The following is a 14,350-nucleotide window of genomic DNA, read 5'->3' as shown; positions in this document are numbered from 1 at the left end:
CTCCCGCGAGCACAGTGGGCCCCCAAGGGGCCGCGCCGACGGCCCGTCGTTCGACGGCGGCCCACCGGCCGCGACGGGGAGGCGGCACGTGCGCGCCATGGTGTACCGCGGGCCCTACCGGGTCCGGGTCGAGGAGAAGGACGTCCCGAGGATCGAGCACCCCAACGACGCCATCGTGCGGGTGACCCTCGCGGCGATCTGCGGATCGGACCTCCACCTGTACCACGGGCTCATGCCCGACACCCGGGTCGGGACGACGTTCGGGCACGAGTTCATCGGCGTCGTGGAGAGCGTCGGCAGTTCCGTGCAGTCCCTCGTGCCCGGCGACCGCGTCATGGTCCCGTTCAACATCTCCTGCGGTTCCTGCTTCTACTGCGCGCGGGGGATGCTCTCGAACTGCCACAACGTCAACCCCAACGCGACCGCCGTGGGCGGGATCTACGGGTACTCCCACACCGCCGGCGGTTACGACGGCGGGCAGGCCGAGTACGTGCGGGTCCCGTTCGCCGACGTCGGCCCCACCCTGATCCCGGAGTGGATGCACGACGAGGACGCGGTCCTGCTCACCGACGCCACGGCCACCGGGTACTTCGGCGCGCAGCTCGGCGAGATCCGCGAGGGCGACGTCGTCGTCGTGTTCGGCGCCGGGCCCGTCGGTCTCGTCGCCGCCCGCTCGGCGTGGCTCATGGGGGCCGGCCGGGTCATCGTCGTCGACCACCTCGACTACCGGCTGGAGAAGGCGAGGACGTTCGCGCAGACGGAGACGGTGAACTTCGCCGAGCACGACGACGTCGTCGTCCACCTCAAGCGCATCACCGACCACCTCGGCGCCGACGTCGCCATCGACTCGGTGGGCGCCGAGGCCGACGGGAACTTCCGCCAGCACGTGACCGGGGCCAAGCTCAAGCTGCAGGGGGGATCGGCGGTGGCGCTGAACTGGGCCATCGACTCCGTGCGCAAGGGGGCCACGATCTCCGTGATGGGGGCCTACGGACCGATCCCGAACTCCGTCAAGTTCGGTGACGCGGTGAACAAGGGCCTGACCCTGCGGATGAACCAGTGCCCGGTGAAGCGCCAGTGGCCGCGGTTGTTCGAGCACGTCCGCAACGGCCACCTGACCCCCCGCGACCTCGTGACGCACCGGATCCCCCTGGAGCACATCGCCGAGGGCTACCACATCTTCTCGTCCAAGCTGGACGACTGCCTCAAACCCCTGATCGTCCCCACCCCCGCCTGAGGAGGTCCCATGGCCTACCGGCCGCAGAAACCGCCGCTGCCCGAGACGAGCGAGCAGCTGCGGGCCCGCATCCCCGGGTGGGGGGTCGACCTCGACCCGGCGGGCCGCCCCTCGGTGCCGCAGGAGGTGTTCGACCCGGGTGCCTACGGCGCGCGCTGGGAGTTCCCCGAGCGCCAGCCGGAGCTGCACCCCCGCGAGCGCTCGATCGAGCACGCGTTCCTCACCCCCGTGTTCAGCACGGCCTGCCCGCCGAAGGGGCTGTCCGGGGTCGTGCGCCGCTACGCGTACCGCCGCTTCAGCGAGGGCCGTGCCGCGCACTGGCTGCTGCTCGTCGCCGCGGACCGCATCGACACCCTGGAGAGCACCGCCGCCTCGTACGCGTCGAAGCGGCCCGACAACCCGTTCACCGAGACCGGGGTCCGGGCGGAGTTCTCCCACCACGGGATCCGCTCGCGGGTGGGCCGGGGCCGGGCGGACGTGAAGCACACCTGGATGGACCCCCTCGTCGTCGCCGGGCCCTGGGTGGCGGCCGGGACCGGGATCGCCGTCGGCGCCTCCGCGGCGCTGCGCCGGCTGAACCGCGCCCGCTAGGACGACGGCGCGTCCGGACCCGCGGTGGGGGTCCGGGCGCGCCGGCGGTGCGGGCCCGGTCCGGGCCGCGGGTCTAGTGGTGCCCGGGGTCCCCGGCCGGGTCGACCCGCCCGCCGTGGTGGTCGTGGTGGTCCGGGCCGAGCACCCCCTTGAGGACGGGCTGGACGCCCTCGGAGAACCGGACGGAGGAGATCCAGACCTCCTCCGGGTGGGTCGTCGACCCCGCCTCGACCTCCTCGGCCGTGCGCAGCTTCGCGACCTTGTGGATCAGCGCACCGAAGCCGACCTTGGCGGCGATGTCGGCGGCGCTGAAACCGACCTGGATCGTCACCGTCCACCACTGGCCCCCGAACCAGACCTGGAGGGCGTAGGCGATCGGGTACCAGCCCCAGACGCTCAGCAGGAGGATCGTGGCGTTGCGGTAGCTGGTGTACGCCTGCGCGCCCATCGCGCCCCGGGACCGGCGCAGCACCCGGATCAGCACCACGTGCAGCGCGGCGTAGAACGCGCTGGAGACGACCCCCCAGGCGATCAGGGCGGTCCGGCTGGTCCCGTCCTCCTGCACCGCGGCACCGATGAACCCCGTGAGGATCATCAGGAACGCCAGGCCCACCAGCGTGAACCGGGTTCGGCGGGCCGCCGCCCCCACCACCGCCGACACGGCGAGGAACTCGACCATCAGCAGCGGGACGGTGACGGCCCAGTCCATGTAGCGCGGCACCAGGGTGTTCAGGGCCTCGGCGTTGGGCTGGTACACCCCCTCGCGCAGGTCGTAGCCCTGGTCGAACTCCAGGACGAGGTAGACGTAGGAGAGGAACGCGACGCCGGTGACGGCCAGGGAGGCCAGCACCGCGGGGCGGTACCGGGCGCTCACCTCGCCGGTGGAGTGCCAGGTCCGCAGGAAGTGGGCCAGGAGGGCGAACCCGGCCACGACGAGGGAGAAGTGGATCAGGTCGTGGGCGCCGGGCCCGAGCGGGACGAGTTCGGGACGGGTGGTGGCCTCGGCCGGCACGGAACCTCCTGGGAGCGCGGGGGTCGGCGGCTGCTGCCGCGACCCGCGGCGAACGCTAGGGGCGGTGCGCCCCGCCCACCACCCCGGACCCGTTCACCGCGCGACGCGGCGCCCGCGGGCTCACGCCCAGGCCAGCCACCGGACGTCGAACCCCTCCGCGTGCCGGAACAGCGAGGCGATGTCCAGGAGCACGCGAGCGAGGTTGTCGGCGGTCAGCTCGCGCTCGTCGCGCACGGCTCGGCGGTACTGCCGGACGAAGGAGGCCCAGCCGGCGCGGGCGCGGGCGTCGGCGTCGGCCAGGCCGAAGAGGGGCTCGGAGGAGCGGGCCTCCCGGTCGACGAAGTCGGCGACGGCGTCGGCCACGGCGCGCGGTACGGACTGGTCGGGCACGGGGTCATCGTCCCGCACCGGGCCGCGGGCGCGGTGTCAGGCCCGGGGGCTGTTGGAGCGCGCCACCGCCACCGCGTGCCGGTACTGCCTGGCCGCGGCGAGCTGGGTGAACGCCAGGAAGCGCAACCCCGAGGCCCGCGTGCCCGTGGCGTAGGCGAAGTCGTCCACGACGTGCACGCGCTCGCTCCAGCGCATCTTGGCGACGTTGGGGCCGGGGGAGAAGTTGACGACGCGGTCGCCGCGGGCGACCGCGGAGCGCACCACCTCGGCCTGCAGCAGCGTCACCGCCGAGAACTGCCAGTACTCCGGGTCCAGCCCGGAGGAGTGCAGGTACGAGGTGCCGGCGGCGTGCAGCGCCAGCTGGACGGCCACGACCTCGCCGTCGACGACGAGCTCCACGAGGCTGGCCGCCTTGGCGTCGGCCAGGCGGGGGACCAGCCGCTCCAGCAGGGCCCGCCCGGTCGGGTCGGCGTAGGCGTCGGGGTGGCTGGAGGACGTGCCCGCGAACCCCGCCCGCGCCGCGTGCAGGGCGAAGAACCGCTGCACCGCGGCGGCGTCGACCTCGGCGCCCTCCAGGGTGCGCACCTGCCAGTCGCGCCCGCTCCGGGTGAGCCGGTTGCGCCCGCGGCGCAGGCTCTCCTTCAGGTTGCGCTTCAGCCCCCCGCGCACCTCGTCCCACGTGCCCGCCAGCGGCAGCACGACGCAGGCGCGCGCGGCGCGGTGGGTGTAGTGCGGCGCCTGCGCGGTGGTGTCCTCCACCCAGCCGGGCTCGAACCACGCCTGGTCGCGGGCCACGGACAGCTCCGCCCAGTCGGCGCCGGCGTCGCGGGTGCGGGCGACGACAGCGTGGTGCACCGCGCGCGCGTGCTCGTCGGTGGTGAGGACCTGGGGCAGCTCCAGCGCCGTCCCCAGCCCGTAGCCCACCGGGACCAGGCGCCGGCCGACGGGCAGGCGGCGGGGACCCACCACCTGCTCGTGCATCGGGGCGACCCCGGCCAGCCCGCCGTCGGGGTCGCGCACCCACAGCAGGTGCCGGCGGGAGGCGTCGGGAACGTAGCTGCGGTACCACTCCAGGACCCAGTCGGGGGCGCAGAAGGGGTTCCCCACCCCCGACTGCCGCCCGTGCAGGCCCTCCCACTCGCCGAGCTGCGCCTCGGTGAGCGCTCCCGTGTCGAGCCGTTCCACCACGTACCCCGTCGCTGCCACGCCTGTTCCCCCCGCTGTCGTGTGGTCCGGCGGCCCACCCGGCCCGCCGGACGTCCCGGGGCGGCGCGGCCGTGTAGCCGGCGCCGACGCCTGGGAACGGCGAGTGTCCGGGGGACCACCGTGGGCGAGGTTACGCCCACCCCCTCCCGGGCCCCCGGGTGCGCCCGCGGTCGCGGACGGGTGACGGCGGCGCGGGCCGGACCCCGGCGGAACCGCCCCTCAGGGGTGCAGGAGCTCCGTGCCGTAGCCGGATTCGCTGCGGGAGTAGCGCAACCGCACGTGATGGCCGTCGCGCTCGGCCTGGAAGAACTCCATCCGTCCCGCGTCCACCCCCCACAGCCGCCACGTCGGCGCCGTCACCGGCCCCGCCCCCTCCAGCGCCAGCAGCTCGGTGGGGTCGCCCAGCGCGTCGGACAGCCACACCTCGTCGTGCAGCGGACCGCTCTGGCGGTCCGCCAGCAGGTCGGCGCGCTGGTGGGCGCTCAGCCGCTCGAACGCCGCCGCGGTGCGGGCCGCCTCGGCCGGGCGCACCGCCCCCCGCACCCGCACCTGGCGTCCCAGCGAGGGCCAGTGGAAGACCAGCGCCGCCACCGGGACCCGGCCCAGCTGCTTGCCCTTGGGGCTGGTCTCGCTGGCGGCGACCCAGAACGCGGACTCGTCCACGTCCTCCAGCACCGTGACCCGCGCGTCGGGGCGGCCGGCCGCGTCGACCGTGGCCAGCGTCATCACGTGCGGGGCCGGGGCGCCGGCCTCGACCGCCGCCTCCAGCCACTGCGCGAACAGCTCCACCGGGTCCGCCGGGGCGGTGTCGGGGTCGAAGCGCGGGGCCTGCGGGTCGGGCCAGGACAGGCCCGCCAGGTAGGAACGAAGGTCCGCGACGGGCGAGCTCACCCCGCGACGGTACCCGCGTCGGCGTCCCCGCCCGCACACCCCCTCCGCCCGCTCACGGCCCCACCTCCCACAGCGCCCGGTAGTAGGCGGTCCGCACCGGGTCCGGGTCCACCCCGTAGGCCGCCAGGTACGTCCCCTCCCAGCCCGGCCCGTAGTTCCAGCCCAGGCTGAGCGTGGCCACCGCCAGGTCCGCCCACCGGTCCGCCACCCCCAGCGCCCCCAGGTCCACGTGCGCCACGGCCTCCCCGGACCCCTCGGCCAGCAACGTGTTCGGCGCGCACGCGTCGCCGTGGCAGACCACCAGCCGGTCCACCGGCGGCGGCTCCAGCAGCCCCTCGACCGCCCCCACCGCCCGGGCCAGCCGGTGCGGCACCGACCAGTCGAAGGGGCACTGCGCCACCGGCAGGGTGTCGTGCAGGCGCCGCAACCCCCGCGCCAGGGCCGGCACCGCGGCCTCGGGGCGCGCCCGCCAGTCCTCCGCCACCGCGCTGCGACCGGGCAGCCCCCGGGTCACCAGCCACTCGCCCTCCGGGCACGTGCCGTGCTCCAGGACCTCCGGCACCGCCAGCCACCGGACCGCCCACCGCGAGCGGTCCGCCTCCGCGGCCAGGTCCAGCCCCACCCCCGCCGGGGCCCACTTGCAGAACACCCCCCGGTCCTCCAGCCGGAAGGTGGTGCCCCCGGCCGCGTTCACCCACGCCGCCGGCAGCTCCGCGGCGTCCGCGGGCGCGCCCCACCGGGCCACCACCTCCCGCAACGGCGGGGGGACGGCCACCGGGTCCACCGGGACCTGGGCGTCCGTCCAGGAGGGGTTCGAGCTCACCGGACCAACCTAGGAGCCGCGTCGAACCGTTCCCCCTCCCGCCTCGTGGTGTCCTCGAGAGGGACGAGGGAGGACCACTGCGATGACCGAGGCCGACGAGGAGCTCGTGCGGGCGCTGCACGACGAGCACGCCGGGGCCCTGTGGAGCTACGTCGTGTCGCTGACCGGGGACCGGGCCAGCGCCCACGACGTCGTGCAGGAGACCCTGCTGCGCGCCTGGCGCCACCCGGAGTCCCTCGACCCCGCCCGCGGCTCCACCCGCGGGTGGCTCTTCACCGTCGCCCGCCGCCTCGTCATCGACGACTGGCGCTCCGCGCGCAACCGCCGCGAGAGCGTCCACGCCGACGTCCCCGACCGCGTCGTCGTCGACGAGTCCGAGCAGGTCCTGCAGCAGTGGGTCGTCACCCAGGCCCTCACCCGCCTCTCGCCCGAGCACCGCGCCGTGCTGGGCGAGTGCTACTTCCGCGGCCGTTCCGTCGCCGAGGCCGCCCGCACCCTGGCCATCCCGGAGGGCACGGTGAAGTCGCGCACCCACTACGCCCTGATGAACCTCCGGCTGGCCCTGCAGGAGATGGGGGTGAGCCGCTGATGGACGCCGACCGCGACGACCCCTTCGCCACCACCGCCGGCCCCTACGTCCTCGGCGCCCTCGCCCCCGCCGAGCGCAGCGCCTTCGAGACCCACCTGCGCACCTGCCCGGACTGCCGCCACGCCGTCGAGGGGCTCGCCGGCCTGCCCGGGCTGCTCTCCCGCACCCCCCGCGACGTCGTCGACGCCCTCGGCCGGGAGGACCCCGCGGCCGCGCTGCGCGAGCGCGGTCTCGGCGAGGACGCGGTGCCCGACACCGTCCTGCCCGCCCTGCTGCGCGCGGTCCGGCGCCGGCGCACCACCCGCCGCGCGGCGCTCGTCGGCGGGCTGGGCCTGGCCGCGGCGCTCGCCGGGGCGTTCGCGTGGTCCGGCGGCGACCCGTCGGCCCCCGCGGTCCCCTCCGCGCTGCCGGGCGCCCCCTCCAGTGCCCCGTCCAGCGCCGGCCCGGGGGCGTCCCCCGGGCCGGGGCGGGTGCAGGCGATGGACCCGCTGCTGCCGGTCCCGGTCACCGCCACCGTCCAGCTCACCGAGGTGGGCTGGGGCACCCAGGTGGACCTCGTCTGCGCCTACGCCCACGCCGAGGCCGAGCAGCCGCACCCCTACGCCCTCGTCGTCTCCGACACCGCGGGCGCCACCCAGCAGATCGGGACCTGGACCGCGCTGCCCGGGCGCGACGCCCAGCTCAGCGGCGCCACGTCCTGGACCCGCGCCCAGATCGCCAGCGTGGAGGTGCGGACGCTGTCGGGGACCACGGTGCTGCGCCTGGACGAGACCTGACCCCGGCCCCGGACCCGGGGCGGGGTCCCGTCCCGGGTCAGGCGCCGAAGCCGCCGGCCTGGAGCTCGTCGGCGATGCGCTGCACCATCGTCACGTACCAGTCGGCGTGGTTGTAGCGGAACAACGCCCCCGACTCCCCGTCGCGGCCCTTCCCGCCCCCGTTGGCGCACAGGTAGTTCGCCGCGCTGAACACCGCGTCGGCGGGGTCCTGCACGTCCCGCACCCCGTCGCCGCCGCCGTCCACGCCGTAGGCGGCGAACGTCGCGGGCATGAACTGCATCGGCCCCAGCGCCCCCGCGGAGCTCGGCCCGGTGGTGCGGCCGTGACCGCTCTCCACCTGGCCCACCGCCGCCAGCAGCGCCGGCCGCATCCCCGCGCACGTCGCCGCGGCCCGCACGTACAGGTCGGAGTAGTCGGTCGCGACCTCGCGCGCGGGCACCACCGCCGCCGCGGCCTGCGCCTGTGCCTGCACCGCCGCGGCCTGCGCCTGCGCCGCGGCGAGCGCGGCGGCGGCGTCCTCGGCGGCCTGCAACCGCGATGCCTCCGCGGTCAGGGCGGCCACCTGCCGCTGCGCCGCGGCCAGCGCCTCGCTCATCGCGCCCACCTGCGCGGCGACCTCGCCCAGCCCCGCCACCGCCGCGACCGCGCCCCCGCCGGCGGCCCGCGCCGCGTCGGCCGCCGTCGCGGCCCGCGCCTGCGCCGCCCCCTGCGCGGCCACGTCGGCCCGCCGCGCGGCCGCCATCCCCGCCAGGGCCACCGTCGGGTCCCCGCCGCGGGTCAGGGAGGAGAGCAGGGCCAGGCCGCGCCCGGCCTCCGTGGACGCCCCGCCCATGTACATCGAGCGCACCCGCTGCGCCGCCGCCGCCCGCACCGACCGGGCCGCCCCCTGCGCGCGCTCGGCCTCCACCTGGGTCCCCACGCTCGCGCTCACCGCGCTCGCGACCTCGCGCTGCTGGGCGGCGTGGGCCTCCCGGGCGGCGGCGACCCGGGCCGTGGCCACGTCCACCGCCCGCTCCGCCGCGGCCGCCTCGACCCGGGCCTGCGCGGCGCTCACCGGTTCGGCGCGCGCGGGTCCGGCCGCCGCGAGCGCCCCGGCTCCCAGGCCGAGGGCCAGCAGGAGGGCGGGCAGCGATCGTGGGTTCACCCGGGAGGGATCGACCACCTCGCGGAGCTCCTTGAGGTTCCCCGCCATGAGCGGTGGGTCACCGGGCGACTACCGCTATATGCTCGGGCACCGTCACGCACCTGCACGATCCCTTCACGGAGGGTTCATCTCGGGCGCGGCGGGTACAACCACCTGGAGTGACGGTCTGAGGGGGGGCGGCGCTGTGAGGGGGATGTCCCACCGTGCCCGCTGGCACCACCGCCTCGACGCCGTCTGCGCCGACCCCGCGCTGCTGCGCCTCGTCCTGCACCCCGTCGTCGACGTCGCCGCGGGACGGGTGGCCGGCTACGAGGTCCTCAGCCGGCTCCCCTCCGACCTGCCCACGGAGGACTGGTTCCGCGCCGCGCGCGCCCTCAACCGCGACGCCGACCTCGACCGCGTCGTCCTGCGCCGCGGCCTGGCCCTGCTCGACCGGCTGCCCCCCGGCGCCTTCCTCACCGTCAACGCCAGCCCCACCTCCCTGGCCGACCCGGGCGTGATGTCCGTCCTGCAGGCCCACGACCTCACCGGCGTCGTCCTCGAGCTCACCGAGCACGCCGCGTGCGACCCGCGCGAGCTCGTCGGACCGCTCGAGGCGCTGCGCGCCCGGGGGGCCATCGTGGCCCTCGACGACGTCGGCACCGGCCACTCCGGGCTGCTGCGGATGGCCGTGGTGCGCCCGGAGATCCTCAAGGTCGACCTGCAGCTGGTCCGCGGCCTGCAGGACGACCTGGTCAAGCGCTCGCTGGTGCAGTTCCTGGGGGAGTGCGCCGGGCGCCTGGACGCCTGGATCATCGCCGAGGGCGTGGAGACCGTCGCCGAGCTCGACGTGCTGCGCGGGATGGGCGTCCCGCTGGTGCAGGGCTTCCTGCTGGCCCGCCCCACCGGGGACTTCGCCGGCCTCAGCCCCGAGGCGCTGCAGCTGCTGCAGGGACCCCAGCGCCTCCCGCTGGCCCCGGTGCGCCGCACCGGCGACCTGGCCCGGCGCACCAAGACCGCCCACACCGTCCCCGGCGCGGTGCGGATCGCGGTCGAGGACGTCGCCCCCGTCGTCGTCGTCGACGGCGAGGACGTCCCCCGGGTCATCGTGCTGCCCGGGCAGCGGCCGGGGGAGCACCCCCGCGTGGAGACCGTCGACCTGCGCCTGGCCCCGGAGACGCCCGTCCCCGAGGCCGCCGAGCGCGCCCTGGCGCGAGCCGGCCCCGTGCGCTTCGACCCGGTGGTCTGCACCGACTCCGCCGGGCGCTACATCGGGCTCGTCGGGGTCGAGGACGTCGTCCTCGACCTCGCGGCCACCCCTTCGTCCGGACAGCGTCGACACCCGTGGAGGATGGGCGCGTGAAGGCCTTCAGGTGCGGGGACGTGGTCCCCGGCTGCAGTCGCGAGTTCCTCGGCACCGACCGGGACGACATCCTGGCCCAGGTCGTCGCCCACGGCCGCGGTGAGCACCGCATCGAGCTCGACGAGGGCCTGGTCGCCCTCGTCGAGGCGAACCTGCGCGACGCCCCCGACCCGGGGCCCTGACCTCAGTCGGCCAGCCGCGCGGGGAAACCACCGGTGGCGATGGGGCCCCAGCGCCGGATCGTCATGCGCAGCAACGACTTGCCCTGGGTCCGCATCGCCTGCCGGTACTCCGCCCAGTCCGGGTGCTCCCCGGAGATGCAGCGGAAGTAGTCGACCAGCGGCTCGACGGCGTCCTCGCCGTCGAGGACCTCGAACTCCCCGTCCAGCTGCACCCAGGCGTCGCCGAAGTCGTCGGAGAGCACCAGCGCCGACCCGCGGGGGTCGCGGCGGGCGTTCACGGCCTTCGCGCGCTCGGGGTAGGTCGAGACCACCAGCCGGCCCTGCTCGTCGATCCCGGCGGTCACCGGGGACATCTGCGGGCTGCCGTCGGGGCGGGTCGTGGTCAGCACCACCCGGTGGCGGGTGCGGACGAAGTCCAGCAGTTCGGGCAGGTCGACGCGGCGCGACGTGGCGATGGTCCTCGGGCTCATGGCCGGGACGCTACCGTGGCCCGCGCCCCGCCCCCGCGGGGCGCACCCAGCGACCGCGGAGCAGGACCGGGTGATCCCGGGACCACCGTCGAGGAGGACGTCGTGCAGCTCGCACCGCAGGAACAGTCGGGTCTGGGCACCGGCCTGAAACCCCGCCACATCACCATGATCTCCATCGCCGGCGTCATCGGCGCCGGCCTCTTCGTGGGGTCCAAGACCGCCATCGCCGAAGCCGGGCCGGGGGTCCTGCTCTCCTACGCCTTCGCCGGTCTCCTGGTGGTGCTGGTGATGCGGATGCTGGGGGAGATGGCCACCGCCCACCCCGACACCGGGTCGTTCTCCACCTACGCCGACCGGGCGCTGGGCCGCTGGGCCGGGTTCAGCGTCGGCTGGCTGTACTGGTGGTTCTGGGTCCTCGTCATCCCCGTCGAGGCCACCGCCGCCGCCGACATCCTCAGCAGCTGGATCGGTGCGCCGCAATGGGTGTGGGCGCTGCTGGTGACACTGGCGCTGACCGCCTCCAACCTCACCAGCGTCGGCAACTACGGCGAGTTCGAGTTCTGGTTCGCCGGGGTGAAGGTCGTCGCCATCGTCGGGTTCATCGCCGTGGGCCTGCTGGCGATCTTCGGCGTCCTGCCCGGCAGCGACATCAGCGGCACCCCCGGCTTCTCCCTCACCGGCGACGCGGGCGGTTTCCTGCCCAACGGGTTCTCCGCCGTCCTGGCCGGGATCCTGCTGACGATGTTCAGCTTCATGGGCACCGAGATCGTCACCATCGCCGCCGCGGAGTCCCCCGACCCCCAGAAGGGCGTGCGCCGCGCGGTGAACTCCGTCATCGGCCGCATCGGGGTGTTCTACCTCGGGTCCATCTTCGTCGTCGTGGCCCTCGTGCCGTGGAACTCCGCCGCCCTCGACGCCGACGGCTCCTTCCAGACGACGCTGCAGGCCATCGGCATCCCCGGCGCCGCGACGATCATGGACGTCGTCATCCTCACCGCCGTCGCGAGCTGCCTGAACTCCGCCCTCTACACCGCCTCGCGCATGGTGTTCTCCCTCTCCCGGCGCGGGGACGCCCCCGTCTGGCTGTCCCACGTCTCCCGCCGCGGCGTGCCCTACCCGGCGATCCTGGCCTCCACCGTCGTCGGGTTCCTCGCCGTCGTCGGCAACTACCTGCTGCCGGAGAAGATCTTCGAGTACCTGCTGGCCACCAGCGGCGCCCTGGCCCTGGTCATCTACGCGTTCATCGCCCTCAGCCAGGTCGTGGTGCGCCGCCGCCTGGACGAGGCGGGGGAGCGCCCGGCGGTGCGGATGTGGTTGTTCCCGTGGCTGACCTACGCCACCATCGCCTTCATCGCCGTCGTCCTCGTCCTCATGGTCGTCCTGCCCGGCCAGCGCGTGCAGCTCGCCCTGTCCCTGGTGCTGACCGTCGTGGTCGTCGCCCTCGGGCTGCGCCACCAGCGCCGCCGGGGCCCGGCGGCGCGGCCGGCCGACGAGGCGGCCGCGCACCGCTGACGGGGCCCGCGCCCGCCCGCGCCCGCCCGGCTCCGCCCGCGGCGGCTAGCCTGGGCGGGTGCGGGTGCTCCTGGTCGAGGACGAGGTCCTGCTCGCCGACACCGTCCGCCGCGGCCTGGCCGCCGAGGGCGTCGAGGTCGACCTCGCCCACGACGGGCCCACCGGCTACCGCCGCGCCCGCGAGCACGCCTACGACGTCCTCGTCCTGGACCTCATGCTCCCCGGGCGCAACGGCTACGAGGTCTGCCGCGACCTGCGCGCGGCGGGGGTGTGGACCCCCGTCCTCGTCCTCACCGCCAAGGACGGGGAGTACGACCAGGTCGACGCCTTCGACCTCGGCGCCGACGACTACCTCACCAAGCCCTTCTCCTTCCCCGTGCTGCTGGCCCGCCTGCGGGCCCTGCACCGGCGCGGGGCCCCCGAGCGCCCCGTCGTCCTGCGCGCGGGCGACCTCGTCCTGGACCCCGCCACCCGCCGCGTGCACCGCGGCGAGACCCCCCTGACCCTCACCGCGCGCGAGTTCGCGCTCCTGGAGTTCCTGCTGCGCCGCCGCGACGAGGTCGTGCCCAAGGCGGAGATCCTGCGCGCGGTCTGGGACCCCGAGGTGAGCACCGACCCCAACGTCGTGGAGGTCTACGTCGGCTACCTGCGCCGCAAGGTCGACGCCCCCTTCGCCCGCCACGCCCTGCAGACCGTCCGCGGCGCCGGCTACCGGCTCGCCGCCGACGGCGGCTGACCCCCGGCCCGGTCCGCGGGTGGGGCGTCCGGCGGGGCGTCCGGCGGGGCCAGCGGCACCCGCAGGGCCAGGACCGCGCCGCGGCCGGGGGAGTCCTCCACCTGCACCGTGCCCCCGTGCGCGGCCACCGTCTCGCGCACGATGGGCAGGCCCAGACCCGTCCCCCCGGACCCGCGCTGACGGCTCTCGTCCAGGCGCACGAAGCGCTCGAAGACCCGCTCGCGCTCACCGACCGGGATGCCGGGACCGTCGTCGCAGACCCGCAGCAGCGCCTCCCCGTCCCGCACCGACAGCTCCAGGCGGACCGCGGAGTCGGCGTGGCGGACCGCGTTGTCGCTGAGGTTGCGCACCGCCCGCGCCAGCGCCACCGCGTCGCCGCGCACCCGCGCGGGGGTGGTGGTGACCACCACGGCGCACCCGGCGACCGCCCGCAGCCGCGCCGCCTCGGACTCGACCACCTCGTCGAGGTCCACCTCCTGCCACTGCCGCACCGCGCGCCCCTCGTCGGCGCGGGCCAGCGCCAGCAGGTCCGAGACCAGCGCCTCCAGCCGCGCGCTCTCCGCCTGCACCAGGGCCGTGAACGGCGCCGGGACACCCGCCCCCGCCCACACCTCCGCCGCCGCGCGCAACGTCGCCACCGGGCTGCGCAGCTCGTGGCTGGCGTCGGCCACGAACCGCCGCTGCCCCCGCTGGGCCAGCTCCAGGCGGGCCAGCACCTCGTTGATCGTCCGCGCCAGGCGGCTCACCTCGTCCTCGGCGACGGGGACGGGCACCCGCCCGTCCAGGCCCCGCGCGGTGATGCCCTCCACCGTGCGCCGGATCGCCTCCACCGGCCGCAGCGAGCGCCCCACGAACGTCCACGTCGCCACCGCGATCGCCGCCAGCAGCAGGGGGGAGCCCACGGCCAGCAACCCGGCCGCCACCAGCAGCACCCGGTCGGCGTCCTCGGTGCTCTCGGCCACCACCACGTAGAAGGGCCGGTCCCCGACCTCCGCGCCCACCACCGTCACCACCCACCGGGACCGGCCGCCCAGCTGCGGCAGGGCCACCACCTCCTGGACCTGGCCCGCCGAGGGCGGCCGCGCCGGGGACAGCGCCGCCAGCCCCGCCAGCCGCGCGCTGCGCGCCACCACCGCCCCCGAGGCGTCGAGCACCTGGACGTGCGAGCCCCGGTCCACCCGCGCCCCCACCGCGGCGTCCAGCGCCTCCCGCGCCGGGAGCGGGTCCCCCGTCCCCTCCGCGCCCGCCGGGCCCTGCGCCAGGACCTCCTCGGTCACCGACAGCCGCACCAGCCGCGCCTGCACGGAGCCGGTCTCCGCAGCCCCGCCGTAGAGCGCCGAGCGCAGCACCAGCAGCCCCGTCACCGCCCCGGCCGCCACCAGCACCGCCAGCAGGGCCGTCGCCGCCACCGTCGACCGGACCCGCACCCCCGCACGCCGCCACACCCCA

The 14,350-nt window shown here is 76.0% G+C and carries 16 protein-coding genes; 8 read left to right on the top strand and 8 right to left on the bottom strand.

All coding sequences use genetic code 11. The annotated features are described in order from the left end of the window. Positions 1–88: 88 nt before the first annotated feature. Positions 89–1,237, top strand: coding sequence for a zinc-dependent alcohol dehydrogenase (locus tag KRAD_RS02105; RefSeq protein ID WP_011981582.1), 1,149 nt, complete (start codon positions 89–91; stop codon positions 1,235–1,237). A gap of 9 nt (positions 1,238–1,246) precedes the next feature. After that, the gene (locus KRAD_RS02100) at positions 1,247–1,828 is read left to right on the top strand and encodes a hypothetical protein (protein WP_011981581.1); all 582 of its coding nucleotides are present in this window, start codon (positions 1,247–1,249) and stop codon (positions 1,826–1,828) included. 73 nt (positions 1,829–1,901) lie between these two features. On the opposite strand, the gene KRAD_RS02095 is transcribed toward KRAD_RS02100, so the two are convergent. The 5 genes from KRAD_RS02095 to KRAD_RS02075 form a co-directional block, all read right to left on the bottom strand. Beyond that, entirely contained in the window at positions 1,902–2,840 is a 939-nt protein-coding gene (locus KRAD_RS02095; protein ID WP_011981580.1) for a bacteriorhodopsin, read from the bottom strand. Positions 2,841–2,960: 120 nt separating this feature from the next. Beyond that, positions 2,961–3,230, bottom strand: a complete 270-nt coding sequence (locus tag KRAD_RS02090; RefSeq protein WP_011981579.1) for a hypothetical protein — start codon at positions 3,228–3,230, stop codon at positions 2,961–2,963. A 36-nt stretch (positions 3,231–3,266) separates the two neighbouring features. Then, positions 3,267–4,436 (bottom strand): GNAT family N-acetyltransferase, encoded by a 1,170-nt coding sequence (locus tag KRAD_RS27410; protein ID WP_011981578.1) that lies wholly within the window; start codon positions 4,434–4,436, stop codon positions 3,267–3,269. A gap of 219 nt (positions 4,437–4,655) precedes the next feature. After that, positions 4,656–5,327 (bottom strand): pyridoxine/pyridoxamine 5'-phosphate oxidase, encoded by a 672-nt coding sequence (locus KRAD_RS02080; protein WP_011981577.1) that lies wholly within the window; start codon positions 5,325–5,327, stop codon positions 4,656–4,658. A 52-nt stretch (positions 5,328–5,379) separates the two neighbouring features. Next, positions 5,380–6,150 (bottom strand): aminoglycoside 3'-phosphotransferase, encoded by a 771-nt coding sequence (locus tag KRAD_RS02075; protein ID WP_011981576.1) that lies wholly within the window; start codon positions 6,148–6,150, stop codon positions 5,380–5,382. A gap of 82 nt (positions 6,151–6,232) precedes the next feature. Between KRAD_RS02075 and KRAD_RS02070 the strand changes: the two genes are divergently transcribed. Continuing rightward, positions 6,233–6,739 (top strand): sigma-70 family RNA polymerase sigma factor, encoded by a 507-nt coding sequence (locus KRAD_RS02070; protein WP_011981575.1) that lies wholly within the window; start codon positions 6,233–6,235, stop codon positions 6,737–6,739. Next, positions 6,739–7,515, top strand: coding sequence for a zf-HC2 domain-containing protein (locus tag KRAD_RS02065; protein ID WP_011981574.1), 777 nt, complete (start codon positions 6,739–6,741; stop codon positions 7,513–7,515). The genes KRAD_RS02070 and KRAD_RS02065 overlap by 1 nt, the downstream gene beginning before the upstream one ends. Positions 7,516–7,552: 37 nt before the next feature. On the opposite strand, the gene KRAD_RS26480 is transcribed toward KRAD_RS02065, so the two are convergent. Further along, on the bottom strand, positions 7,553–8,659 hold the full coding sequence (locus KRAD_RS26480) for a lytic transglycosylase domain-containing protein (RefSeq protein WP_203417475.1): 1,107 nt from the start codon (positions 8,657–8,659) through the stop codon (positions 7,553–7,555). A gap of 193 nt (positions 8,660–8,852) precedes the next feature. On the opposite strand from KRAD_RS26480, the gene KRAD_RS02055 reads away from it, so the two are divergent. Then, positions 8,853–10,001: an EAL domain-containing protein gene (locus tag KRAD_RS02055; protein ID WP_011981572.1), complete on the top strand. Its 1,149-nt coding sequence runs from the start codon at positions 8,853–8,855 to the stop codon at positions 9,999–10,001. Further along, positions 9,998–10,183 (top strand): DUF1059 domain-containing protein, encoded by a 186-nt coding sequence (locus KRAD_RS25820; protein WP_041291844.1) that lies wholly within the window; start codon positions 9,998–10,000, stop codon positions 10,181–10,183. The genes KRAD_RS02055 and KRAD_RS25820 overlap by 4 nt, the downstream gene beginning before the upstream one ends. Positions 10,184–10,185: 2 nt before the next feature. On the opposite strand, the gene KRAD_RS02045 is transcribed toward KRAD_RS25820, so the two are convergent. Beyond that, the gene (locus KRAD_RS02045) at positions 10,186–10,653 is read right to left on the bottom strand and encodes a PPOX class F420-dependent oxidoreductase (RefSeq protein WP_011981571.1); all 468 of its coding nucleotides are present in this window, start codon (positions 10,651–10,653) and stop codon (positions 10,186–10,188) included. A 165-nt stretch (positions 10,654–10,818) separates the two neighbouring features. On the opposite strand from KRAD_RS02045, the gene KRAD_RS02040 reads away from it, so the two are divergent. Together KRAD_RS02040 and KRAD_RS02035 are read left to right on the top strand one after the other, a co-directional pair. Next, a complete protein-coding gene (locus tag KRAD_RS02040) occupies positions 10,819–12,165 on the top strand; it encodes an amino acid permease (protein ID WP_083782192.1) in 1,347 nt (448 codons plus the stop codon). A gap of 58 nt (positions 12,166–12,223) precedes the next feature. Continuing rightward, positions 12,224–12,901, top strand: coding sequence for a response regulator transcription factor (locus KRAD_RS02035; protein WP_011981569.1), 678 nt, complete (start codon positions 12,224–12,226; stop codon positions 12,899–12,901). Here the strand turns inward: KRAD_RS02035 and KRAD_RS27405 are convergent. After that, complete coding sequence (locus KRAD_RS27405; protein WP_011981568.1) at positions 12,874–14,346, bottom strand: sensor histidine kinase; 1,473 nt, start codon at positions 14,344–14,346, stop codon at positions 12,874–12,876. The two genes, KRAD_RS02035 and KRAD_RS27405, sit on opposite strands and share 28 nt — an antisense overlap. Between the last annotated feature and the right edge of the window lie 4 nt (positions 14,347–14,350).

The sequence above is a fragment of the Kineococcus radiotolerans SRS30216 = ATCC BAA-149 genome (assembly GCF_000017305.1).
GTDB lineage: Bacteria > Actinomycetota > Actinomycetes > Actinomycetales > Kineococcaceae > Kineococcus > Kineococcus radiotolerans.
This window is presented reverse-complemented; position numbering and strand designations above follow the sequence as displayed.

What these genes read in the sequence shown, in the direction of transcription:
- KRAD_RS02100 (WP_011981581.1), top strand. Translation starts at nt 1,247, where the DNA reads ATGGCCTACCGGCCGCAGAAACCGCCGCTGCCCGAGACGAGCGAGCAG.
- KRAD_RS02070 (WP_011981575.1), top strand. Translation starts at nt 6,233, where the DNA reads ATGACCGAGGCCGACGAGGAGCTCGTGCGGGCGCTGCACGACGAGCAC.
- KRAD_RS02065 (WP_011981574.1), top strand. Translation starts at nt 6,739, where the DNA reads ATGGACGCCGACCGCGACGACCCCTTCGCCACCACCGCCGGCCCCTAC.
- KRAD_RS02055 (WP_011981572.1), top strand. Translation starts at nt 8,853, where the DNA reads ATGTCCCACCGTGCCCGCTGGCACCACCGCCTCGACGCCGTCTGCGCC.
- KRAD_RS02045 (WP_011981571.1), bottom strand. Translation starts at nt 10,653, where the DNA reads ATGAGCCCGAGGACCATCGCCACGTCGCGCCGCGTCGACCTGCCCGAA.
- KRAD_RS02040 (WP_083782192.1), top strand. Translation starts at nt 10,819, where the DNA reads ATGATCTCCATCGCCGGCGTCATCGGCGCCGGCCTCTTCGTGGGGTCC.